The organism is Gimesia alba (assembly GCF_007744675.1).
GTDB classification, from domain to species: domain Bacteria; phylum Planctomycetota; class Planctomycetia; order Planctomycetales; family Planctomycetaceae; genus Gimesia; species Gimesia alba.
Map to the genome: position 1 here is coordinate 5,678,213 of NZ_CP036269.1, position 23,847 is coordinate 5,702,059.

17 protein-coding genes are annotated in these 23,847 nt (G+C 49.4%); 7 read left to right on the plus strand and 10 right to left on the minus strand.

Annotated elements, in window-relative coordinates; translation table 11 throughout:
- Positions 1–22: 22 nt before the first annotated feature.
- The 3 genes from Pan241w_RS21125 to xylA form a co-directional block, all read right to left on the minus strand.
- Positions 23–2,224, minus strand: coding sequence for a serine/threonine protein kinase (locus tag Pan241w_RS21125; RefSeq protein WP_145219663.1), 2,202 nt, complete (start codon positions 2,222–2,224; stop codon positions 23–25).
- A 763-nt stretch (positions 2,225–2,987) separates the two neighbouring features.
- Positions 2,988–3,152: a hypothetical protein gene (locus Pan241w_RS29475; protein WP_198000059.1), complete on the minus strand. Its 165-nt coding sequence runs from the start codon at positions 3,150–3,152 to the stop codon at positions 2,988–2,990.
- A gap of 278 nt (positions 3,153–3,430) precedes the next feature.
- The gene (gene xylA / locus Pan241w_RS21130) at positions 3,431–4,741 is read right to left on the minus strand and encodes a xylose isomerase (protein ID WP_145219664.1); all 1,311 of its coding nucleotides are present in this window, start codon (positions 4,739–4,741) and stop codon (positions 3,431–3,433) included.
- 297 nt (positions 4,742–5,038) lie between these two features.
- Here xylA and Pan241w_RS21135 point away from each other — a divergent pair, with 297 nt between their 5' ends.
- Complete coding sequence (locus Pan241w_RS21135; RefSeq protein ID WP_232107222.1) at positions 5,039–5,602, plus strand: hypothetical protein; 564 nt, start codon at positions 5,039–5,041, stop codon at positions 5,600–5,602.
- 68 nt (positions 5,603–5,670) lie between these two features.
- Here Pan241w_RS21135 and hemP read toward each other — a convergent pair whose 3' ends face one another.
- A complete protein-coding gene (gene hemP / locus Pan241w_RS21140; RefSeq protein WP_145219666.1) occupies positions 5,671–5,850 on the minus strand; it encodes a hemin uptake protein HemP in 180 nt (59 codons plus the stop codon).
- 388 nt (positions 5,851–6,238) lie between these two features.
- On the opposite strand from hemP, the gene Pan241w_RS21145 reads away from it, so the two are divergent.
- Positions 6,239–7,279 (plus strand): DUF1559 domain-containing protein, encoded by a 1,041-nt coding sequence (locus Pan241w_RS21145; protein ID WP_145219668.1) that lies wholly within the window; start codon positions 6,239–6,241, stop codon positions 7,277–7,279.
- Between the two features lie 69 nt (positions 7,280–7,348).
- Here Pan241w_RS21145 and murJ read toward each other — a convergent pair whose 3' ends face one another.
- The 3 genes from murJ to holA all read right to left on the minus strand — a co-directional run bounded on the left by murJ (position 7,349) and on the right by holA (position 10,725).
- Positions 7,349–9,034 (minus strand): murein biosynthesis integral membrane protein MurJ, encoded by a 1,686-nt coding sequence (gene murJ / locus Pan241w_RS21150; protein WP_145219670.1) that lies wholly within the window; start codon positions 9,032–9,034, stop codon positions 7,349–7,351.
- A gap of 15 nt (positions 9,035–9,049) precedes the next feature.
- Positions 9,050–9,475: a hypothetical protein gene (locus Pan241w_RS21155; RefSeq protein ID WP_145219672.1), complete on the minus strand. Its 426-nt coding sequence runs from the start codon at positions 9,473–9,475 to the stop codon at positions 9,050–9,052.
- A 233-nt stretch (positions 9,476–9,708) separates the two neighbouring features.
- Positions 9,709–10,725 (minus strand): DNA polymerase III subunit delta, encoded by a 1,017-nt coding sequence (gene holA, locus Pan241w_RS21160; RefSeq protein WP_145219674.1) that lies wholly within the window; start codon positions 10,723–10,725, stop codon positions 9,709–9,711.
- A gap of 281 nt (positions 10,726–11,006) precedes the next feature.
- On the opposite strand from holA, the gene Pan241w_RS21165 reads away from it, so the two are divergent.
- Both Pan241w_RS21165 and hemW read left to right on the plus strand, forming a co-directional pair.
- On the plus strand, positions 11,007–12,353 hold the full coding sequence (locus tag Pan241w_RS21165) for a phosphohexomutase domain-containing protein (RefSeq protein ID WP_198000060.1): 1,347 nt from the start codon (positions 11,007–11,009) through the stop codon (positions 12,351–12,353).
- Between the two features lie 41 nt (positions 12,354–12,394).
- A complete protein-coding gene (gene hemW / locus Pan241w_RS21170) occupies positions 12,395–13,528 on the plus strand; it encodes a radical SAM family heme chaperone HemW (RefSeq protein ID WP_232107223.1) in 1,134 nt (377 codons plus the stop codon).
- A 10-nt stretch (positions 13,529–13,538) separates the two neighbouring features.
- Here hemW and Pan241w_RS21175 read toward each other — a convergent pair whose 3' ends face one another.
- The 3 genes from Pan241w_RS21175 to priA form a co-directional block, all read right to left on the minus strand.
- Positions 13,539–14,567, minus strand: coding sequence for a hypothetical protein (locus Pan241w_RS21175; protein ID WP_145219680.1), 1,029 nt, complete (start codon positions 14,565–14,567; stop codon positions 13,539–13,541).
- A 203-nt stretch (positions 14,568–14,770) separates the two neighbouring features.
- Complete coding sequence (locus Pan241w_RS21180) at positions 14,771–17,758, minus strand: PQQ-dependent sugar dehydrogenase (protein WP_198000061.1); 2,988 nt, start codon at positions 17,756–17,758, stop codon at positions 14,771–14,773.
- Between the two features lie 169 nt (positions 17,759–17,927).
- Positions 17,928–20,261: a replication restart helicase PriA gene (gene priA / locus Pan241w_RS21185; RefSeq protein WP_145219684.1), complete on the minus strand. Its 2,334-nt coding sequence runs from the start codon at positions 20,259–20,261 to the stop codon at positions 17,928–17,930.
- Between the two features lie 173 nt (positions 20,262–20,434).
- On the opposite strand from priA, the gene nadD reads away from it, so the two are divergent.
- From nadD to Pan241w_RS21200, 3 genes are all read left to right on the plus strand, one after another.
- Positions 20,435–21,037, plus strand: coding sequence for a nicotinate-nucleotide adenylyltransferase (nadD, locus tag Pan241w_RS21190; protein ID WP_145219686.1), 603 nt, complete (start codon positions 20,435–20,437; stop codon positions 21,035–21,037).
- A 364-nt stretch (positions 21,038–21,401) separates the two neighbouring features.
- A complete protein-coding gene (locus Pan241w_RS21195; RefSeq protein ID WP_232107224.1) occupies positions 21,402–22,601 on the plus strand; it encodes an iron-containing alcohol dehydrogenase in 1,200 nt (399 codons plus the stop codon).
- Positions 22,589–23,812, plus strand: coding sequence for an outer membrane protein assembly factor BamB family protein (locus tag Pan241w_RS21200; protein WP_145219688.1), 1,224 nt, complete (start codon positions 22,589–22,591; stop codon positions 23,810–23,812). Before Pan241w_RS21195 ends, Pan241w_RS21200 begins: the two co-directional genes overlap by 13 nt.
- The last annotated feature ends 35 nt before the right edge of the window (positions 23,813–23,847 follow it).

The window sequence follows — 23,847 nt, forward strand, 5'->3', positions numbered from 1 at the left end:
ACGCCCCCATTGGATTGCCGGTTTACTCTTCTTTCGAAAGATTAACGATCAACGTAGCATCCGCGCTCGAAGAGGTTGTTGCCTGTACCGCAGACGCGGATTGAATCAACGTCGCATTCAGTTTCTGTTCCATTTTCTGCCTCCACCAGTCGCTGGCATCCTGAATCGTCCACTTTCCGTCAGACTGGCATTCAGAAAGTGACTGGACGAGTTCTGCTGCCGTCTGAGGTCGTTTTGCAGGATCTTTCTCCAGACACTTCATAATAATCTGTTCCAGATCTTCCGCGACAGGTTTTCCCAGTCGTTTAGAAGGAGTTTCCGGCTGCTCCTGGCTGTGCTTCATACAGATCTCAATAATGGAGTCCCCTTCAAAGACCGTTGTTCCCGTCAGGAGATAAAACCCGACGGCTCCGAACGCATAAATATCACTCCGGGCATCGACTTGATCCGGGTGGTTGATGCCTTCCGGCGAAAGATACATGGGGGTACCTGCCATGGCATTCGTCGAAGTCAACGAAGCCTGTTCGCGTCCATCAACGGCTTTGACCAGACCAAAATCGAGCAGCTTGACGAAATCGTAGACGCCACCGCGATGTGTCAAAAAGATATTGGCCGGCTTGACATCCCGGTGAATCACACCCAGTTGATGTGCTTCAGAAAGCGAACCGGCTATCTGCTTCAGCAAATGAATCACACGGTCTTCCGGCAAGGGACCAAACTGTTTGACCAGATCATCCAGATTGATGCCTTCCAGCAATTCCATCGCATAATAAAACACTCCCTCGGGCGTTCGGCCGTAATCATAGATGGCAATCGTATTCGGATGGTTTAGCTGACTGGTTAACTGCACTTCTCGTTCAAACCTGGCAACGGCTTCATCTGTTGTTTTTTCGATATCCAGAAGTTTAATCGCGGTCGGCCGTCTGAGCATGGCATGATGACCACGATACACAACGCCCATGCCGCCTTCACCCAGTTTTTCTTCTAGTGCGTACTGTCCTAACTGCTTCGCCTTGATCACGGCGCGACGGGTTTCCTGTTCCTTTCTGGCGACAATCACGGTAAAGATAAAGATGGCGATTGCCCCGACTACCAGGAGTGTAAACAGCCCCCAGAAACTATAGCGTAATAAATACAGGGGACGAAACGCTTCCGCCTTGTCCATCTCTGTCGCGACACCCATCTCGTATTCGGGCAGCCACGTCCAGGCGCCCACAACGGGGACGCCTCGATAATCTCTGTAACCGTCGACATTCACACCACTCTGATTCTGAACGGCGGCAGCGGCCATGTGCGTTAGCGGACGATCTGCCAGCCTCAAAGTAGGGCGATTCCCACTGACCATATCGACTTGAGGATCTCGAATTTGAATATTCAGAATCGAGTGAGCATCTTCGCGGTCCGGAATCAAACCGATCATTTTTAAATCTTCATCAAAGCGACTTTGAGATAACAGGAGCCCTTCTTTGTCGAAGGCGTAGGTTTCTCCCGTTTTTCCTGCTCGCGCCACAGACAGAATTCGTGTAAAATTAACATCAGGTCGAATCAACAGGGCCAATGCTGCGATTGGCTTTCCAGCATCATCCTTGACCGGTGCCATCGCCAGCATGGTCGGCAGGCCTGCCTTTAATTCACCCGAATCTGTCTGGCGTGCAAACAGGCTCTCGAAAGGGCGCGTGACGGTGGCTTCTCCCTGAGCGACTTTTTCTAAAGCGGATTTCTGAATCGGCAGATCGGCTCTTCCGATCGGTTCATCTCGCGAAGAAGCGATGACTCTCCCATTCAGACTAAAGAGCCCGACGTCCAGATATCCCAGATGTTCCAGTTCGGACTCGAACTCAGCCCGGAGTTCTGTCAGCGAAGTTGAACGCAGCAAGGCTTCACGGTCATCCGGGTTCTGCTGGGAAATATCAATGAGTTCGGCTGTCAATTTCTGAATGCGCGGTTCTTCAGCTAAAACTTCTGCCAGTGATTCTTCGCGTTCCAGCCAGATATTTAAAGCCGCCACATCCGCGTTGAGAATCGTCTCCAGATTATCAGCAACAGTCTGTTTACTCGACTGTTCTACAACGGAGCGAACGATGAATGCCAGGACCAGTAACAGGACAGTCCCGGCAATCGGCCAGACCCACATGCTCCCTTTCGAAAAAAGTCGGGAACGGGAAAAGGACTTCATAAACGACTGGGAAAAAGATCTACCGAGCGAAGACTTTGATGCATTCATGAAAAAAGATCGATCTCAGAGAATTCTGATGCGTGACACTACCCCGAATCCGGTTCCGTCTCCCAAACCTTGAGAGCCCCCAATTATGGAAAAACGCCCGCTACGAATGAGTGAAACATAACAATGAGCTTTGATTGTGGCATGTTCCCTAGCAGGCTTCAAGAACCGAATGGACTTTCTTTGAGAACCGGACCACCACGACGATGGGAGTTAATGCAAATTTGTCACTCAATAAAAAAAGCCGTGCCTCCAGGAGGTCACGACTTTTGTCGTATTGCTGTCATAACATTGCGACGGTGGGGTCGCTGCAAGAAGGACGGTGAATCGGGTAGTGCCTGGCACTCACCACTAATGATTCCGGTCCATGCTAAGGTTTAGGATCCTCCGACGGAATTTGAAATGACAGAATACTGTTTCCATTGTATGCGGTGTCAATCTTGTCGTCGACGGGTGATTTGATTCAAAAACCAAAATTTCACCACAACTCCGACAGATTGATTGAAAGTGGGTCTCTGTTTCCCAAAGGTTGTAAAATTCATCGGCATTCAGTGGTCTGACTGATTGCATCGTTTTTCAAAAAAAACGAAAAAACAAGTCGATCCTGTACGATGCCGTCAAACAGTCGTGCCTCAGGAAGAGCAGGAATCTTAACCATTTTCGGGATGCTGGCAAGGGGAATTCGAGGAGAAGAAATAGAACGGGTTCGGCAGGGGAAATTTAATTTTTTCAACCTGCGTATTGCGCAACCAGTTCAATATCGGATTCAGATTTTGCGGGTACCGTTTCTCATCAAAACCCAGCCAATGAAGGCAATCGCAACCAGAACCAGTCCGTATTCCATCGGAGAAATATTATCCCACCGTTTATTCAGGTAATTGATATAAAAAGTGGAATACTCACGACAGGTATCCATAATAGACTCGATCATCACTTACCCCCCCACTACGTGAAATCAACAGGTCATCTTCTGACAACGAGATCAAAATCTTATTTTCATGCCGAATCAGTACAGATTTAATAAACGGCATAATCGATAAACCCATCATTTTAGAAAGCGTACTATAGAAGCCTTTATTAATCTTAGTTCGTGATTCGGAAGCTAGTGGTGAAAAGTTATTATTCTTGAGAATCAACAACAAACAACCCTCTGTAATCTCAGCGAATACAGAGGGTTATTCTCGTTCAATTTTCTGGAAAAGCAGGCGATCAGAGATATTCGTTGATCACGTTTTCAATCCATTCCTGACGACCACTGAGATTCGGAGCGGAATCCCCCTTCTCCAGCATGTAGGTTTCGAGATCAGCAAAAGAAACGCTACCGTCCTCGATCTGCTTTCCGATTCCTTCATTGTAGCTGGCGTAGCGTTTGGCGACGAAGTCGGACAGCACGCCGTCCTTACGAATCTGTGCTGCAATTTTTGCACCGCGGGCAAATGCATCCATACCACCAATGTGAGCATAAAACAGATCGATCGGCTCAAAGCTTTCGCGTCTGACTTTGGCATCAAAATTGACACCGCCGGGAGCCAGACCACCCTGATCGAGAATGGCCAGCATACATTGCGTGGTCAGATAAATGTCCGTTGGGAACTGGTCTGTATCCCAGCCGAGTAAAAGGTCTCCCGTATTGGCATCGATACTTCCGAGTGCTCCCTGTATCGAAGAATAAACCAACTCATGCATCATGGTATGACCGGCAAGCGTAGCGTGGTTCGTTTCGATATTCAATTTCACATGATCCTGCAGATCGTAAGCGCGCAGGAAATTCAGACAGGCAGCCGCATCAAAATCATACTGATGCTTCGTGGGTTCTTTTGGTTTCGGCTCGAACAAAAACTGTCCTGTGAAACCGATCTTCTGAGCATGTTCCACCGCCATATGCATGAACTGTGCTAGATGATCCAGTTCGCGTTTCATGTCGGTATTGAACAGATTCATGTAACCTTCACGGCCGCCCCAGAATACATAGTTCTCTCCCCCCAGACGATGTGTGATTTCCATCGCTTTTTTGACCTGAGCGGCTGCATATGCAAACACATCAGCATTAGGACTGGTAGCAGCACCGTGCATGAAGCGGGGGTGTGAAAACAGATTGGCTGTTCCCCATAGAAGCTTGATGCCCGTTCGTTCCTGGGCTTCGAGCAGCTTATCGGCGATGCGGTCGAAATTGTCGTTTGCCTCTTTCAAGGTCTCGCCGTCAGGAGACACATCTTTATCGTGGAAACAATAATAAGGAGCCTGAAGCTTTTCAAAAAATTCAAACGCAACATCCACACGTTTCAGCGCATTTTCTACAGAATTAGTGCCATCGTCCCAGGGACGTTGGAGCGTTGCTGCACCAAACGGGTCACTTCCGGTACCCCGAAACGTGTGCCAGTAACAGATACTAAACCGAAAGAGATCTCGCATCGATTTGCCTTCGATTTCTTCTTCCGGGTTGTACTGCTTGAATGCAAGTGGATTTTTGCTCTGAGGGCCTTCGTATTCAATTTTGGGGACGTCTGCAAAGTATTCCATGGTGCTTACCTGTAAAGTGGTTAAAACGTTTTAAGACAATCACTTCAAACAAGGATTCTAAACAGAATCAATTGCCGCGTGTAGGCTCGGGAAGTTATTGAACAAACATTACAAATGGATTTTCAAAGTGATCTTGCCTCAAAATTCTCAATCTGGGAAACTTCGCGGCTGTTTAAGAAATCCCAGCCAATCCCCTTTCACCTGCCTTGTCGAATAACACAACAGATGAAAACACTCTGATTTCGCCTGTCTTGGCATAGATTTACTGCATCGCAGTCTGAGTGACGGCAACCGGTAATGACTCGTAACCTTATCAATTTAATCATGTTATGTGTTCTATGCACTGGCTGTGCATCAGGTGGGTTTCAGGCTGCGCCTGCTGCGCTGTCAAATCCGATTCAAATCTCAGGCACAAATCAGGATGTGGTCTGGGAGCGGGTCGTTGATACGATTCATAACTATAAATTCGCAATTGCACGAGAAAATAAGCTGGATGGAAGAATTGAGACCGATTACAAAGTCGGGGCAAATCTGTTGGAGCCCTGGCACGGTGATTCTGTCGGCTTTGATAATCGACTGGAAAGCAGCCTGCAATCAATTCGTCGTCGTGTCTTTGTCAGCGTGACACCCGTCGAAGGAGGCTATCTGCTGGGAGTTGAGGCCTTCAAAGAAATTGAAGACGTGCCGACCCAGACTTCAAGCGCCCCCGGCGGAGCCACGTTTCAACAGGATTTGAGCTTACGACGCGATTTAAACCTGGTCAAACAGCGAAGTGATACTCCTGGCTGGCTTCCTCTGGGACGCGACCCGGCACTGGAACAGGATATTCTGGATAGCCTGCAGATCGCCTTTTCAAATTAAGCAAATCTCCTGTGAGAGACATTAAGCCTCTCACAGAAGCCGCTTTTTTCTTAACAGGGCTCTATTTTCTACTTACAGAGAATCAATTTGCCATTTTGAGTGATTCGCAAGCGATACGTGGTCTCTCCATGCTGGATCAACACTTCCTGATTTCCTTTCAGGATCGTATCTGAACAGATCACTTCTGCAGATTCTTCTTTGGGGGCGGACGCCGGCGTCAGGCGTTCTACATCACGTTGCTCGCTCATAATTTCTTGAATACCAGATAAACAAAGAGTTTGAAAATGCAATTCAACACGCCCCTGGTAGACTTCAAGACCACCAATTGAAATGCGATATACAAAAGTTCGCACCATAAGGAGTGACAATTGGGGAGTCACTCTGAAAAGCTTATTTTCCACATAAAAAATTGTGAAAAACAGCCCCTTACTTGCTTGCATGTGCTAAAACTGATGACTAACATAATGATCTTGAGACTCAATGTCAACAAAGACTGGTTATCAAGTCTCCTACAATTTTATGATTTATCGGCAAGACGGCTTATCCACTCAGACACCAACCGTGTTTGTTTGCACGTTGCAAAACCCTATGTTGAGGAGCACGTTGCCACGATCTTTTTTAGAAGAAAGAAAAGAAATGGGGCAACATTGTCAACTCAGCCGGAAACCCGGCAAACGCAAACGTGGTTTTACTCTGATCGAGCTGCTGGTGGTCATCGCCATTATCGCGATTCTGATCGCTCTACTTTTGCCTGCCGTACAACAGGCGCGGGAAGCAGCGCGTCGCAGTCAATGCAAAAACAACTTGAAGCAGATCGGCTTAGCATTACACAACTACCTGAGTGCCCACTCGGCATTCCCTCCGGCCTTTTGTGTCGGCCCTGATGGAACCGGTGGATATACTTCCGGAGGTCAGTGGTCCATCCACGCTCGCATCCTGCCCTTTGCTGATGGAGCCAACCTCTATAACAATATTGATTTCACCAAAACCTATGATAATCAAACTGACCTCTCGATCGCTTACACACGCACCCCCTTCTTTATGTGCCCCAGTGAAGTGAATGACCGAATTCGAACCACATCTGCAGGTGCTCCGGAACATTATCCGATCAGCTATGGATACAACGGAGGGACTTGGCGCGTCTTTACGAACTCCAGCCTGAGCGGTGGTAATGGGGCATTTTACCCTAACAGCAAAACCAAGCCACGCGATTTTATCGACGGCATGAGTAATACTCTGTGCTTTGCCGAAGTCAAAGCATTTACTGCCTATAATCGGGATGGCGATACAGGGACTTCTTCAATCCCCGGTCTGGCAAGTGGCGTTGAGTCATTAATTAGCAGCGGCGGATCAAATAAAGGCAACAGCGGTCACACTGAATGGGTTGATGGACGCGTGCATCAAACCGGTTTTACATCTACGCTTCCCCCTAATTCCAAAGTCGCCGTTCCCGGTGCCTCTGGTGCCCTCGATGCGGGAGACTATACATCCTGCCGAGAAGCAAAAAGCTGCACTACTCCGACTTACGCCGCTGTGACTGCCCGCAGTTATCACATTGGAATCGTGCACGCACTGCTCATGGATGGTGCAGTTCGCTCGCTGAGTGAAAATATCGACTTGGGTACTTACCGTGCTTTGAGCACCCGTAGTGGCGGCGAAGTCATTGGTGAATTCTAACCCAGCGAAGCCATCAAGCGGACACATGTAACAGAATTAAGCCCTCTGGATTTTTCCGGAGGGCTTTTTTTATGCTTCCTGCTGACCGTCGACCGTTTTTTTACTCAAACGTAACAGTGTCATGATTTCACTCATCCCTAACAACCGGGCCAGCAGCAGATAAACGACGACTGCAGAAACCACGGGAATAAAGACACGTATCAGGCGAGAAAGAAATTGATCCGAGGACGAAGTCATCTGCAATTCCACAATGATCACGGCTGACATCACAAACGTCGCCAGGCTGGCCTTCAGACATGTGCGCAGAATCTTTGAAAGATCCAGTGATCCTACTTTTTCCCTGATCAGCCAGAGACTGAGTACCGATTGAATCATCGCTGCCAGCGAAGTCGCTAACGCGAGTCCCTTTCCCTTCAACCACCAGATGAAAACCAGATTCAACAGAAGATTACAAACCACTATCAGAACTCCAATCCTGACCGGTGTTCGGGTATCACCCACGGCATAAAATCCACGATTCAAAATCAAAACTGCCATGATCGCGAAGACTCCAATGCCGTAAAAGCGGATCATTTCCGCAGTCTGCAAGGCGTCAAACACGTCAAAATCGCCGTACTGAAACAAGAGTGATGACAGCGGCTCTGCCATTAAGAATAGCCCCATACTGGCAGGCAAACCAACGCCTAGAACCAGTCGCAGCCCCAACAGTAAATCCTGGCGTAATAAATGCTCCTCTTTTCGTTCTGCATGACGGGAAAGGCGAGGATAAAGCACCGTTCCCAATGCCACGCCAAACACGCCCAACGGAAACTGGTACATCCTCTGGCCAAAATACAGCGCCGAAGCCGTCCCTGATTCAAAAACCTGCCAGAAAGGATGACCTGCTTCTGCTCCAATCGCATAAACCCCTTCCGGCTTCGCCAACCCCCAGGCCAACAGGCTATCGATCAAGGTATTGAATTGCGTGATCGACAAACCAACAACAATCGGAGCCATACTGGCGGCAATGATTTTCACCTGACTTAATCCGTTCGACCACTCCATGTGAGGACGAAAACCCAGACGAAATAATTTCAACAAAGGCAACGTCAGTTGCAAAACACCACCTGCCAGAAGTGAAAGACAGATCATCGTGATTTTAGTCTGTGGATCCGGAAAGAATGGGGCAATCAGCCAGATCCCCATCATCCAGAACAGATTCAAAATGGTAGGCATCAATGCGGGAATCGAAAAATGATTCAGTGCGTGCAAGGTGGCATTCACCTGGGCTGCCAGACAAATCAGGATCAGGTAAGGCAGCAGGAGTCCCGATAACCAATACAAGAGCCGCGCTTCCGAACCGGGCTCTGCCAGACTGCTCAACATAATCAGCAGTGTTTCGCCGGCTGTGACAACCAGAACGGAAAAGACCATCAACCAGAACAGGACTGCCGTCACCAGTCTCCACGAAGATTCTCGTCCCTTTTGTTCCAGTTCCCGAATATAAGTTGGGAGGAACGCAGTCGAGAGTGCTCCTTCTCCCAAAAGACGTCGCATCAGATTCGGCAGCTTGAATGCGACAGAAAAGGAATCCATGATCGGCCCGTTGCCAAACAGCGTCGCCATACCGATATCCCGGACCATCCCCAGTACACGGCTCAACAACGTCAGCAGACTGACAACTCGGAGTCCTGAAAATAATCCGCGCGTATGATCAGCGGCAGCCACCTGGGATTGTTCTTCCTGCGAAAGCGAAGGTGGTGCGGAATCATCCATTATTCACAAATTGAATCAGGTCATTACTGGATCAAGGCGTGCCGAGTTGATATCAATCAATTCAAGAATATCAATCACACGCTCAAGTGGCAAATTCCACTCTCTGGCCCAGATAATGATATCCAGATTCTCCATACGCAACCAGAAGATTCGATCGAGAATCCGGTCTGCTAACAGATCATTCTCAAGATTCAGCGACTTTAAAAAACCAAAACGAGTATCGCTGAACTCCTGCCAGCATCGATCTCCCAGCAGGTGCTCGATCTTTTTGCCAATGCAGAAGTAGTACCAATGATTTGCGTACCAGTCAGAGATTGCATGATTGCCCAGATCAGAGCCATTCTTCTGACTTTCGATCCACTTATGACGGTCAGCTTCCAGAGGCGCTTCCTCATAGATGCTGGCGACATTACTTGGATCTAAGAGTTCCGACGACGACATGCTTCACCTCAATGTGCGTCTGAGATCCCATTAGAAGCACGAAACTTAGTCAATCACTGCAAGGTTCAAACAGTGCCAATGAGTTTCGTAAAAACCTTATTAACGCTGATTTATACCCCCGCACGATATTCAAGGCAAGATTCATTCCAGGCAGAATTAAAGAATTTTGAAAGGATGTTTATGAAGATCCGTCCACGCTTTAAGTTTTTTGTTTCAAAAACTTTACAAGGAACTCATGATTTTCCGCTGAGCAAAAACAGCAAACGCTCTAATTCCAATCGAGGTGCCAAACGACTGTTTCCTTTCAGATTCAGATCGGTTTCGAGCAACCAATGACTGATTTTTTCCGCTCGTTGACGACTCAGACGCCGGAGATAGCGATCGGAAGAATCGACATCACGCGGAAAGACCCCGGCGTCTTTTAACGCCTGTTTTAAAGGGGTTCCCTGCACTGCCAGCTGTGTGGCTTTGAAATATTTTCGCCAGACAAAAGTCAATCCCCCCAGTATTTTCTGCGGTGCTTCGCCGGCTACCAGGAGATGATCCAGATACTTGAGTGCGTCTCCAATATTGCCATCACGTACCGCACCCGTCATCGCCCAGGTAGTCTCTGCCTTCCATCCCCCAACGACGGCGCGAATATCATCCGGCGAAATGCGTGGTTGATCTCCCACGAACGTCGTTAACTTTTCCAATTCTTGATGTATTTGTCCACAATGGGTTCCCACCATTTCGACCAGTAGTAGTGCAGCGTCGCGTGAGATCTGCTTTTGATGCAGTTGACCAGCAGTATCGGAAATCCATTTCGCTAACTGCCCCCCCTTGAGCTCTTTACACTCGAGATCCAGACCGATTTTTGCAACCAGCTTCGCCAATCGAGTCGCTTTACTCCACGATTTAACATCCAGAATCAGCAGCGAGCTTTTTGACGGTGCTTCCAGATATTTTTCCAGTTTGCCCCGAAATGCGGACACAAATTTTTCCGCTTCGTCGACAATGACCAGGCGCTTATCTCCCCACATGGAAACGGTTTTCAGCTCATCAAACAGAGTGGACGGGGGAAGCTCTCTTTCGAGCCGTTTGCCATCGAAACGCGTCATACTGGTGTCTTCTTCGTCCCCCAGCACAATTGGTTCGATGGCCTTGATCGCCTCCTGTTTCATGTAGCGATCATCACCGTGCAGCACCACAATCGGACCAAACTCGTCCTTGGCAGGATTCAGCAGAAATTCGGTGACATGCAGACTCATTGAGAACTCTTATTGACCAAAATCATCAGGATAACGTAAATTGAGCCGCGAAACAGTGCTCTTAACCGAAGTCACCTCGGGGTGATGCTTATTAGATATTACACTCAATTTTGCAGTTGATTTCGAGTGATGCTGCCCGCTGATCCTGCAAATAGAACAAACAAATCCATCGGGAGCTGAAAACCATTTCACTGAAATCCGAATCTCATGCCGGAAACATACCGGAAACCGAGACGCCGATTCTACCTCAGGCAGCGATTCCACCTAAACCGCTACTGCCCGTGTTATTGCAGACAGCGGAAGTCTTTTTCCAGTGTCCGGGTGAAGATTATCCGATTTCGAACGCCATTCATCTCTCCCGATTGGCAGCCTTCTATCCGAAGTGCCGTACATGTCCCCATAATACGGAAACGGGCAATCTGTCACCGCAGACGATCAAACGACTGCAGCAGACTCAGCAACAAAGAGTCGCGCCACAGAACCTGTTTACCGCAGAAGGCATTCGTGGCGTTTATCTAAACGAAATCAATCGGACTCAGGCGGCCCATATCGCGGGTGCCTTTTCCAATCTGCTCTGGGAACAGCTTCCTCTTAAAGGCATAGCCCCTCAAGAAAAAACTGTGTCTTCACTGAACACAGCGTCTCACTCGTTTGAACACACTGGTCCGGAAAAAAGTCGGGGCCCTTGTGTCGTCATCGGCTTTGACGAACGCCCTTCTTCGCCGGATATCATCACAGGCGTCGCCAGCGCGTTGCGTAGAAACGGCTGTCGGGTGATTGATCTGGGGCTGACAGTACCAGCCATCTTGTCCTACGCAACCACTCACTTGCAGGCCCAAGGGGCCATCATGGTCACTGGATCGCAATGCGGCCCCTCTTATACGGGACTCGAATTTCTGCTCGAACAATCACAGCCGGTTTCTGTCGGCCACGGACTGGAAAAGATTCAGGAGATCTCGACCAGAGGATTCGGTCGAGCGTCTCGGCAACCCGGCTCGCAAAGAACGTTTCATCCCATGGAATCCTATCGGGCACAATTCAATAAACACTTCCATGCCTTACGACCGCTGAAAATTGCCGTTGCCTGTTCTTTGAGACTTGTCAGAGAAACACTCAACGCGCTCTTTGAAAAACTCCCCTGTCAGCTCACCTGGGTTGAGATCCCCCATCAAAAACGAGACCTGCTGAGCACTCAGGATTCCGATGTCCTCAAAATACAGGAGTTTCTGCAAACAGGCGAGTTTGATTTGGGAATGCTCATTGATGACGATAGCCGACGCTGTGCCTTTTTTGATGAATCAGGCGTGCTTCTGCCACAACATCTGATATCAAAATTTCTGATGAACGCGCTCGCCGTGGAACACACCAATAAAGCATTTATCTTAGAGGAAGAAAGCTTCACACAATTGCCCGACCTCCCCTCTGGCTGGAATGTCCACCCGCACAAGGGCTCGCTGGCGGATGCCTATTTTCAAATGCAGACAAAACAGGCCGTTTACGCTGGAGGTCAATCAGGATATCATTGGTTTCGGGAGACGGTTCCCACCTGTGATGCGATTTTGACTCTGGCTCATGTTCTGGCTGCATTGAGTTTCAGTGATGCGCCCTTCAGTGAAGTCCTCTCTTAATCAATCAAAGAGACATCGACACAGCCAGCGGACCCACGCTTGTGTTAAACCAGGAATCACCCAGCTCTGCGTATATTCATGTCCCGTTCTGTCAGCATCGCTGCGGATATTGTGACTTCACGCTCGTCGCACAAAAAGATCACCTCATCGAAGAATATCTGGCGGCAATGGAACAACAGCTGGCAGAAGTGGGCGAAGGGATCGAATTACAAACCCTGTTCCTGGGTGGCGGCACGCCAACACACCTCAGCATTGATCAACTGCAAAGACTGTTTGACGCCCTCTTTTCCCGCTTTCAACTGGCGACAGACTATGAATTCAGTATCGAAGCCAACCCGCTGAATCTCACCGAAGAAAAAATTGATTTTCTGAAACAGAGCGGAGTGAACCGCGTCAGTCTCGGCGTACAGTCATTTGATTCCGATATTCTCACGTTTCTGGAACGTGACCATCAGCCAGAACAGATCTTCGAGATTGTCGAATCACTACAGTCCCGGATTGAAAATACAAGCCTGGACCTCATCTTTGCAGTCCCCGGTCAAAGTCTCAAAGACTGGCAGACTTCTCTTGCCAACGCCGTCCGGCTGAAGATACCTCACATTTCAACCTACGGATTAACCATCGAAAAGGGAACCACGTTCTGGAGCCGTGAGCAAGCAGGCCTGTTTGAACTCCCTGAGGAGGAACTCGCGGGAGTCATGTATGAATTCGCGCTGGACTTTCTGGATGCGGAAGGTTTGAAGCATTATGAAATTTCCAACTTCGCCCGTCCCGGCTATGAATGCCGACACAATGAAGTCTATTGGACCGGATATCCTTACTATGGCTTTGGCCCCGGTGCAGCCAGTTATCTGAATGGAATTCGAAGACAGAACCACCGTAGCGTTGTGACCTGGCTGAAACGGATCGCAGCGGGAGAATCACCCATCTCAGATCAGGAACAACTTTCACCCGAAGACCGAGCCCGAGAAGCAATTATCTTCGGGTTACGACGCCGCGTGGGAATCAATATCACTGAATTCGCGTCACGTTATGGATTTGATCTCGATGCTCTCTCGCACGCGGCCATTCAAAAACATGTTCAAGCCGGTTTACTCGAAGAAACCGCGACGCATCTTCGTCTGACACAAGCCGGCTGCCTGCTCGCTGATTCCGTTGTGATTGATTTTCTTTAAATCGAAATCATCACGGTTTGCTGGGATATTCCTGAGTCACTTGCACCTGGTACTTCCCCTTAAAAGGAGTCCAACCGTTCTCCATTTTTCGTCCCAGCATTTCAAACTGTATGGTTCCTCGGGGAACAAGGAAATAAAGTCCTCCCTGAAAATCATCGTGCACGCAGGGATAAATTTTATTGTTTACGCGAGCTTCCACATGATACCCCAAGCCTCCCATCAGGGAATTCAGCCCCACCCTGTTCCTGTAGGTCAGGAGATCAGGCATGACTCCACCGGATTCAAGGAACTGATACCATTCTGTGTAAAACTGTTTGAGATAAGTTTCAAGCTCACTGATTCGGGGTTGATCTAACTGCACACCGTTCTGGCTGATGTAATCCATTAACGCAGGATCGCCCGTCAGATCAACGCGAACCAGTTCAGTATCACTGCCCGCTTTCAGCCGAATCTTCAGACCACCCTGTTCTGTTCCGTAAAACAACATATCCATCAGATCGCTTTGCACGCGCCGCGGAGTTTCTTTCAAACTTTGATTGACAGCTTGAACCACTTCCTTGGAGATGCCTGATGAGCCTGACTTCAATTGCTGCTCCAACTTGGCACTCTCAGAATTGAAACGGGCGGCTACCAGATTCCCTTCAAGATTCGGACCATAAGCCCAATAAAAGTATCCGGCCACTCCCAACATCAGCCCAAAGAACAACAGGAATAAAATGACCCCACCCGCACTCGACTTCCGACGTTTACGCAGATATTGCGAAGTCATGCTGGTCATCGGTCTTGGTTCTGCTGAGACCGGAGGCGATGCAGGACCTTGATCACCATTTTCCGCTCCCGCATCGGGGGGCGTTACAGGTTGTGATTCAGATGACGGCTCAACACTCTCAGTAGAAGGTGCCGTCTGCAATTCCGCTTGAATCGGATTCGGAATAAGCAGCTTGGTTCCACACCTTGGACAGTCGCCTTGTTTACCGGCTGTGGAGTCGGGTACTTTCAGTGTTGAAGTGCAATAGGGACAATTAAATTGGATTGTCATGTTTTAAACTCAAATAAATAGCGATTTTTATGTACGGATTGAACTGGAGGGAAGAGTTAATATTCCAGGAACCGAGCGCGGCAGATTCAGGAGAGTACTTGACTACAATATGATTGAATTATAAGGATTTGAGTATCAAAAACCAGACCGATTTATCTGTTTGAATTCTCACAGCAACCAGGAAAGAGAAACCTCTATTCAGGTTATTTCAATGATTCAAGATAGGCCAGCAGATGGGCTGCCTGTTCTGCAGTCAGATCGCGGAATAACTGTTCCGGCATAATCGATTTTTTCTGCACCACCATACTTTCAATCTCATTCTGGGGAATCTGCAGTAATTCATTTTTACTGTCTCTTATTGTAATGCCGCCGTCCTCTTTCTTGACCAGCAGGCCGGTATACACCTTACCGGACTGAGTCTCTATGACATGAGTGTAGTATTTCTCATCAATTTTCTTTGATGGTTGAATGATGTTTTCCAGCAGTTCAGCGCGTGAAAGTTTTTTCCCGATCTGAGTCAGATCAGGCCCCAGTTCTTTTCCATACTGATGCACGCGATGACAATTACGACACTGCAGTCCTGCCATCTCAAAAAACAGTTTTTTCCCTTCGCGCGCATCTCCCTGAATCGATAATAGCGTTCCCTCGTCAATCTTTAGCCCCAGGCGTTTGACTCGTTGGTCCTCCGGTATAAACCGTTCAAATAAATCACTGACGAGCGGACTCTGATCTTGTGTCCCCAATTGAATAATCTGATCTTTCATCTGCTCAGACATCGGCCTTTGATCAAGGGCATCCAGTAACAGCAACGCTCCACTGGTCGTTCCCAGAATCCCCTGAATTTTTTGGCTGACAAATTCCTGATCTTCAATCTGAACGGAATCAGCTAACAGATTTCTCTGATAGTTCCGCAATCGCAGAACGGTAAAACTACTATCATCCGAACTCGTCTGCATGCGTTCTATCCATTCCCGAATCAGCTGTGTCGCCTTGACATCGACCATAGACGAACCGGAATAAGGCATCCGCCCTTTACCAAGTTTGCTTATCCGATAGAGCAACACCGAACGAAACGGATCACCGGGTGAAATAATCCGGGCCTCTGTAATGCCAAACGTGCCCTGCGTCGGCTTCACACCGACCGCTTTCATTCCGGCCCGATCGAATGAGGCACCTAGTTCGATCGTCGAACCCCCACCACCATTATTCCGATGACAGTGTCGGCAGTTAGCGTGCAGATAAGATCGAGCCCGTAGTTTCACATCGACGGACGCATTGTGAGGATTGGCCAGAGTAAGCGTTTTTGATGCTTTGGCTTCGTTCCAGACAGACTCGGGCAGGACTTTAATATGCGCCAGAGCACGAATTTGATTATCAACCATGTCGCCATACTTCTGATTACGATTGAGTTGTGCTGCTTCAAAGGACAGCACAGAAAGATGATTTTGAAAAGGCGTATGACAAACAGCACACTCCGCTCGACTGGGAATATGCCAATCAGAACTGACTTTCTCCTGCGGATTGACCTGAGAGCTGATTTCCAACTTGAGATTGTCGCCTTCCCTGGAAACCAGTTCGGCGTCGGTCTGCTCTTCATTCCAGCGATAAGAGTAGCCCAACCAGCGGGCACCGTTGAAATGCAACAGTTGTGTTTCGAGCCGGCGCGTTGATTGAGGATTTCCGCGTTCCGTCTCCAGCGAAATTGTTTTCATCAGGACACTGTCTTTGGGAAATTTCCATTCCTGCTTTTTCACAACTTCAACACTCGAATCACCGGGCAAAGCAACAAACCGTTCCGCGGTTGCATAATCCGCCCAGGCGGGTGCGTTGATAGAATACGGAATCACACCGGGCGCAACCTGATGCGTCTTAGTTGACTCGAACAGTCCAGTCTGACTCAACAAAGTCGGAAATTTCGGATTGTGATCCGATTCTTTAATCGGTACGAGACGATGAAAAGCGCCCCCTTCGATATCAACAATATAAACCTCTCCTGTATCATCCAAAGCAAACGCGGTCACCTTGAGTGTCGAGTTCGCCAGTTCCTGATGCCAGTTGACCCGTTTGTCGGCATAGCGTAATCCCCAGAGTTTGCCCGTTGAATAATCGCCGTAAATGTAGGTGTCTTTCAATTCTTTCAAACGGGGATTCTGATAAAAGTAGCCCCCGGTAATCGAGCGAGCTTCTCGATGCGAATGCTCGATCGTCGGCGGGAGAATCGGCGTCGGTCCCGGCTTCAACTCTGGTTTCACCGGCTGTCGCCCTTCACGAATACTCCAGCCATAATTCCCGCCCTTCTCGACGCGAAATACCAGCTCCCACAATTCCCAGCCCACATCGCCGACCCACAAATCGCCATTCTCAGGATGAAAGCACATTTTCCAGGGATTGCGAAAACCAAACGCCCAGATCTCAGGCCGCGCACCCGGTTGATTCACAAACGGATTGTCCGAAGGAATCGAATAAGGCAACTCTTTACCGGGATGGTCGACGTCAATCCGCAAAACACAGGATAAAAGATTGCTCACATCCTGACCGGCATTATGAATATCAGGAGGCGAAGCCGGCCCTCCGTCGCCGGTTGAAATATAGAGATAACCATCAGGACCAAATCGCAGGCAACCACCATTATGACCGCCGGACAACCATTCAATCAGAATCTCTTCTGAATCAGGATCACAGCGGGGCGGATTCGTATCCATAACTTTAAATCGGGAAACCCGTGTGCCGGCAGGTAAACCGGGCTTTAAGACATAACAGATATAAACAAACGGTTGCTTCTCAAACTGGGGATGAAACGTGATGCCATAAATCTCGTTCAGATCCTTGACCCGCTCTTTGAGATCGAAGAACAGATCTGTCTGCGAGACGCTTTGATCTTCGTACGGAAAAGAAAAGATCTTCCCTTTTCGCTCGGCAACAAAAAAACGTTTTTGTCCCGGAGCAGTGGCAATCGCCAGCGGCTGATTGAATTTGAGATTCGGAAACGCCCGCTCGGTTTCATAGGGTAGAGCAGGATCAGGCGTCCCCTTGATCTTCGACGTCGTCCACGGAACTCGTTTGGCGATGCCTGAACCAGAGTCTGACGGTTCTTGTGCCTGCAAATGAGCGATAGGCAGCATCAGCAGAATCACGATGAAGGGGAATAGAAACCATGATCGAAAACGCGGTAAATTCTCGGCGGCGATCATGGGGAAATTTCCTCTCAGGGGATAAAGTAAGCTCATACCGACGCACTCTGCTAATAACGTGAAACAATCAGGACAGGCAATCATACTATTCAAACCTGTCTTTTCACCGATTGCAATCGCGAAACGAGGATCCCCTACCGCGAATCGCGAACTCGTAGCGGTCGAGAGGTTATCGCATGTTAACCGGATCGACGTCGATGATATATTCGATCCCTTTTTCACGAGGTAGCTTGCCGTCCACTTCGCGCCAGAGTTGCAGGATCTCCTCTACATTGACAGCCGCCAACTGAAAGTGATACCGGAAATACTTCTTGAGCCGAATAATCGGAGCCGGGGCCGGCCCCAGAATTTGCACACTCAATTTCTTCTCTTCCGCCGCGTCACTCAGAATTTGAGAGAGTTGTCGGGCAAACTCCTGCACATGCTCTTCCTGGGGTCCCCGGAGAATCACCCGGGCATAATGTGCATAGGGAGGTGCCAGCATCTCTTTGCGATGTCCCATTTCATATTTGGCAAAGCCCAGAAAATCATGCTCCGCCGCCTTGAGAATTGCCGGTTCGGAGGGAGAAGCTGTCTGCACAAACACACGGCCTCCCTGCATTCCCCGGCCTGTGCGGCCTGCAACCTGAGCGATTAACTGAAACGTTCGTTCTGAGGCAAATAAATCGGGTTGATGCAGCATTGTGTCGGCATCGACCACACCCACCAGCGTGACATTCGGAAAGTCCAACCCTTTCGCAATCATCTGCGTTCCCAGCAGAATATCCACTTCCCCCGAGGCGAACGCATTCAACACACGCGCGTGGCTGCCGGCGCCCCGCATGGTATCGCTGTCCATTCGCTGGCATTTATACCCAGGGAACTTGGCCTTGACCTCTTCTTCCAGCCGTTGGGTCCCCGTTCCGACAAACCGCAGTCCCGGTGCACCACAGCCGGGACAGTGGGTTGGAGGCTTGGCTGAAAAATCACAGCTATGACAGACCGCCAGATTTTTATCTCGATGCCAGGTCAAAGAAATTTCACAATGCGGACACTTGACGGAGTTCCCGCATCCCTTACACCACAGTGCAGGCGAATAACCACGGAGATTCAAAAACAGAATCACCTGCCCGCCTGCCCCCAGTGCATGCTGCATGCCTGTAAACAGGACTCGTCCGATCGAATCGTTTCGTCGAATCTGCACGTCATTGCGAACATCAATAATATTCACGTTCGGCATCGGCAGATCATTCACTCGCTTCGCCATCGAAATCAGGGTATCTTTTTTCTCGATCACCCGCAGCCAGGAATTTAGCGTCGGCGTTGCCGAGCCCAGAATCAAAGGCACGCTCTCCAGTTCTGATCTTTGGCGAGCGACTTCCCGCGCATGATAGCGGGGGGCCGTCTCCTGTTTGAATGACGTTTCATGCTCTTCATCAATAATGATCAATCCCAGATGCGGCGCCGGTGCAAACACGGCACTCCGCGCCCCGACAATCACCTGGACCTTACCGGCGGCAATATTCTGCCAGTGATAATGCCGATCGCTGTCACTCAAATGACTGTGCAAAACCGCTACGGAATCAAAGCGGGATCGAAACCGCTGAATCGCCTGAGGCGTCAAACTGATTTCCGGCACCAGCACAATCGCCTGTTGTCCATAACTGACGACTTCGCGAATCGCCTGAATATAAACCTCGGTTTTCCCACTCCCTGTCACGCCATGCAACACGAACGTTTCGCTCCGCTGTCCACGAATCGCCGCCAGAATCTGATCCAGTGCCCGACACTGATCTGGATTGAGTTGCAAATCATCCTGTTTTTTAATGTGAGCATGGACGACATCATCATCATTCTCAAAATGCTGCATCCGTTTTTGATGACTGCGAATCAGTGATTTCTTTTTGAGTGATTGAACCGGCCCCGAACCACAATTCGCCGCCTGTGTCAGCGCTTCTAACGTCAGCGGTTTTTCGGCCAATTTTAACGCATCAAACACGGCCCTCTGTTTTGCGGGAAGTTTTTCAATCAACGCGGCACTTTCATCTCCGGCCAGATGCGAAGGCGCAGCCAGTTCAAACACCGTCACCATCCGGGTGCCTGCCTGATTCTTCACTCCAGCAGGAACAACACATTCCAGAACCTGCCCCCAACTGCATAAGTAACGATCTGCAATCCAGCGCGTCAGCTTTAGCATTTTGGCATCGAACAAAGGGCGACTGTCCAGAATCGTTTCGACCGTTTTTAATCGAATGCTCGGCTGATTTTCATCGGCAGGCCCAACTCCCACGCAATACCCCGGGATCAACTGATTTCCGCGACCAAAGGGAACCTGCACCCGGTGTCCTGCGCGAAGCAGCGCACGCATACTTTCAGGAACCAGATAATGAAATACTCGGTCCACGGGCCGATTCAACACGATTTGTGCCAGATAGAGATCCTGCGCGGACTCCCGTTCCCAGGGCATGGGGTTTTCCGGAAGTTCCTCTTCTTCAAATAGGCTCTGTTGCTTCGGTTTACTCATATCGTCTGCAGGATATACTAGGGAAAATGGTTATCTCGCTTTGTAACTCTTTGGAGTGATGAACTCAACAATCAAACTCGACTATCGAGAATTCGATAAAAAAGATTCATGCCACCCTGATCGATTTTCTTGATAGAAGAATCCGCAGGGACTTTGATAGAAATGATTTACTGATGCGTATTGGAATTTTTGGCGGTACGTTTGACCCTGTGCACTATGCGCATCTCCTGCTCGCTGAACAAAGCCGCGAGCAAGCAAACCTGGACGAAGTCTGGTTAATCCCAGCAGGAAGTCCGCCTCACAAGGAGAGCACCGGCATCTCTTCCGGAAAGCAAAGACGGGAAATGCTCGATTTCGCCATCGCAGGGAACCCTGCGTTTGTGATCAAAGATCTCGAACTGCACCGCGAAGGCCCCAGCTATACAGTGGAAACACTGCGTCAATTGAAAGAAACCCACCCTGATGACGAATTCTTTCTAATCGTCGGGGCAGACTCCGTACGCGATCTGCATACCTGGCGTGAACCCGAGGCGATTTTGGAACTCGCCAAACTGATTGGCGTCAATCGCCCCAACATTAGTCTACCAGATCTAACCGAGCTCACTCAAAAATTCGGCGACGACGTAATCGCCAAAATCCTCTGGGTCACGATACCCGGAATCGACATTTCCTCGACTGATATCAGAAAACGGGTTCGCGAAAATAAAAGTGTCCGGTATATGACCCCCCGTGCTGTCGAAGTTTATATCCACAATAACAGGCTGTATTTAGAGTAAGATTTCCCTAAATTAAGATTTCAACGACTCTTAAGACCGCCCAACATCTCATAAAATCAGTGCAGACTACTGGAAATTCCCGTCCGTTTCGATCAGAATTAAAGAGTAAAGACACGCTTCGTTGATTTCGAACGACGCTGACTGTGCTTCTCAGGTGTTAAATGGAGACAGAATGGGAATGGAGAACCGGCGTTTGATAATGCGCGCACCAGCAAAAACCTACCTAAAAATCTCGCCAGAAAAAACAAACGACTTCGATCCGCTTTTATAAGCTGGAACACGGGTTAAGAATAAAACCTATCAGCGTTGATCATCGCTCAGCCTGATGAACATGATAGACATCGCAAGGAAAATAATCGTTGTCATGGATTCGAAATCTTCAACCAAAGCGAATACCGATCAGGAAGAACAAACTTCACTTTCTGCCTTTGATTACGCGCCCCGCACACGAATCGTTTTCGGAGCAGGCACCTTAGACCGCTTGGGAGAACTTGCCGCGGAACTGGGAGCAAAGCATGTTTTCTTAGTCACCGACAAAGGTCTCGCGGCCGCCGGTCATGAAGCCCGAGCTGTCACGGCTCTGGAAAACGCAGGCATCCAGATCACGATCTTTGATGACGTCCACGCCAACCCGACGACCGAAGATGTCGACCGGGGACTGCAAGTCGCACGCAACCATCCCATCGATCTTATCGTCGGCCTCGGTGGCGGTAGCAGTATGGACTGTGCCAAGGGAATCAATTTCCTGCTCACCAATGGCGGAAAAATGGAAGACTACTGGGGCGTCGGCAAAGCAACCAAACCCATGCTCCCGCTGATCGCCGTCCCAACGACTGCAGGCACTGGTAGCGAAGCACAATCCTTCGCCGTCATCGCGCATCCGGAGACTCATATGAAGATGGCCTGTGGCGATAAAAAAGCCGCTTGCCGCATCGCCATCCTCGATCCCGAACTCACACTGACGATGCCCCGCTCGGTCACTCAAGTCACAGGCATCGACGCCTTGAGTCATGCCCTTGAAACCTTCGTCACTAAACCGCGCAACGAAATTTCGCAACTCTTCAGCCGCCGGGCCTGGACACTGCTGGCAAACAGCTTTCCCAAAGTTCTGGATACTCCCGACGATCTGATCGCGCGTGGAAATATGCAACTGGGCGCACACTTCGCTGGTGCCGCCATCGAAAACTCGATGCTCGGTGCCACCCACGCCCTGGCCAACCCGCTGTCGGCGCATTTCAACCTCACGCACGGCGTTGCCGTTGGCATCATGCTGCCGCATGTCATTCGCTTTAACGCGGAACTGGTCGGTGATCATTATTCCCTTCTGGCATCTGATATTGGTTTGTGTGAACCGAAAGACCCTGCCGGCGCAGGCTTACTCGCCGAACACATTCAATCATTAATCGCAATGGCGGGTGCCCCCACATCACTTTCCCAATGCGAAGTCGATCTCAGTCTGGTCGAGCAACTGGCAGAAGAAGCTTCTCGGCAATGGACGGGCAACTTTAACCCTCGTCCCGTTGATCAATCCTCTTTAAGGGAATTGTACGAATGCGCGTATTAAAACATAGAGAATTTACTCAAAGTTACCTGTCTTTGTTTTCAGTTCTGCTGGCAGGTGTCTGTTTTTTGAATGCCCTCTCCGCCGCTGAAAAACCGGACGAACAATCGACGCCCACTCTTTCCAGTCCTCAAAGCACCAAACAGAACTGGCCTTCTTTCCGAAACGGCAATCTGCAACAAGGTGTCGCAAAATCGACGCTACCCGATGAACTCGAACTCCTCTGGGAATATCCCTCGTCGGACGGAATCGCATCTACTGCTGCAATTGTCGGCGACCGCGTTTATATGGCAGGCTTAAACGGCTATGTCGAATGCCTCGATTTAAAAACCGGCAGATCGGTCTGGAAGTACCGTTCGATCGAGAATCCCGATCCCAAAGAATTCGCTCCCGGCTTCAAATCGTCGCCACTGGTGACTGAAAAAGGCGTCTACCTCGGCGATGAAGATGGCATCTTCCACGCCATCGACCGCAAGACGGGGAAAAAACTCTGGACCTTTCAAACCGACGCCGAAATCATCAGCAGCGCCAATGTCGTCAACGGAAAGCTGCTGTTTGGCGGCTACGATAATAACCTCTACTGTCTCAATGAAGCCGACGGTGCTCTGGTCTGGAAGTTCATGACCGACGGCTATGTGAATTGCTCTCCTGCGATTGTGGATAATTTCACGTTCGTCACCGGCTGTGATGAACAGCTTCGCGTCATCGATATCAACACCGGCAAACAACACAGCCAGATGCCTCTGGAAACCTATTTGATTGCCTCACCAGCAGTCATGGGCGATAACCTGTATGTGGGAACCTACGCCAGTGAAATTATCTCGGTGAACTGGAAAAAACAAAAAGTGGAATGGCGGTATAAAGATCCCAAAAAGGAATTCCCTTACCACTCCTCCGCCGCTGTCACAGACGAATATGTCGTCGCCGGCGGTCGGGATAAACAGATTCATTGCGTCGAACGGAAATCCGGTAAAGGGGTCTGGAAATTTGGGACCCGCGGTCGGGTTGACAGCTCGCCCGTGATCATCGGGAATCGCGTGTTTGTCGGCTCTTCGGACGGCAACCTTTACGAGTTCGATTTGAAAACTGGTAAAACACTCTGGAAAAAGAATTTAGGAAAAGATATCACCGCATCGCCGGCAATTGGATCAGGACATCTGATCATTGGCACAGAATCCCGAAATGGTGCCTTGTATTGTTTCGGAAAGAAGTGACAATAAGAAGTAGCCCCCGAATCGATACGATAAAC

Bases quoted from the DNA above. Each gene is read 5' to 3' on its own strand.
- Pan241w_RS21125 (WP_145219663.1), bottom strand. From the start codon at position 2,224: ATGAATGCATCAAAGTCTTCGCTCGGTAGATCTTTTTCCCAGTCGTTT.
- Pan241w_RS29475 (WP_198000059.1), bottom strand. From the start codon at position 3,152: ATGATCGAGTCTATTATGGATACCTGTCGTGAGTATTCCACTTTTTAT.
- xylA (WP_145219664.1), bottom strand. From the start codon at position 4,741: ATGGAATACTTTGCAGACGTCCCCAAAATTGAATACGAAGGCCCTCAG.
- Pan241w_RS21135 (WP_232107222.1), top strand. From the start codon at position 5,039: ATGACTCGTAACCTTATCAATTTAATCATGTTATGTGTTCTATGCACT.
- hemP (WP_145219666.1), bottom strand. From the start codon at position 5,850: ATGAGCGAGCAACGTGATGTAGAACGCCTGACGCCGGCGTCCGCCCCC.
- Pan241w_RS21145 (WP_145219668.1), top strand. From the start codon at position 6,239: ATGGGGCAACATTGTCAACTCAGCCGGAAACCCGGCAAACGCAAACGT.
- murJ (WP_145219670.1), bottom strand. From the start codon at position 9,034: ATGGATGATTCCGCACCACCTTCGCTTTCGCAGGAAGAACAATCCCAG.
- Pan241w_RS21155 (WP_145219672.1), bottom strand. From the start codon at position 9,475: ATGTCGTCGTCGGAACTCTTAGATCCAAGTAATGTCGCCAGCATCTAT.
- holA (WP_145219674.1), bottom strand. From the start codon at position 10,725: ATGAGTCTGCATGTCACCGAATTTCTGCTGAATCCTGCCAAGGACGAG.
- Pan241w_RS21175 (WP_145219680.1), bottom strand. From the start codon at position 14,567: ATGACAATCCAATTTAATTGTCCCTATTGCACTTCAACACTGAAAGTA.
- Pan241w_RS21180 (WP_198000061.1), bottom strand. From the start codon at position 17,758: ATGATCGCCGCCGAGAATTTACCGCGTTTTCGATCATGGTTTCTATTC.
- priA (WP_145219684.1), bottom strand. From the start codon at position 20,261: ATGAGTAAACCGAAGCAACAGAGCCTATTTGAAGAAGAGGAACTTCCG.
- nadD (WP_145219686.1), top strand. From the start codon at position 20,435: ATGCGTATTGGAATTTTTGGCGGTACGTTTGACCCTGTGCACTATGCG.
- Pan241w_RS21195 (WP_232107224.1), top strand. From the start codon at position 21,402: ATGGATTCGAAATCTTCAACCAAAGCGAATACCGATCAGGAAGAACAA.
- Pan241w_RS21200 (WP_145219688.1), top strand. From the start codon at position 22,589: ATGCGCGTATTAAAACATAGAGAATTTACTCAAAGTTACCTGTCTTTG.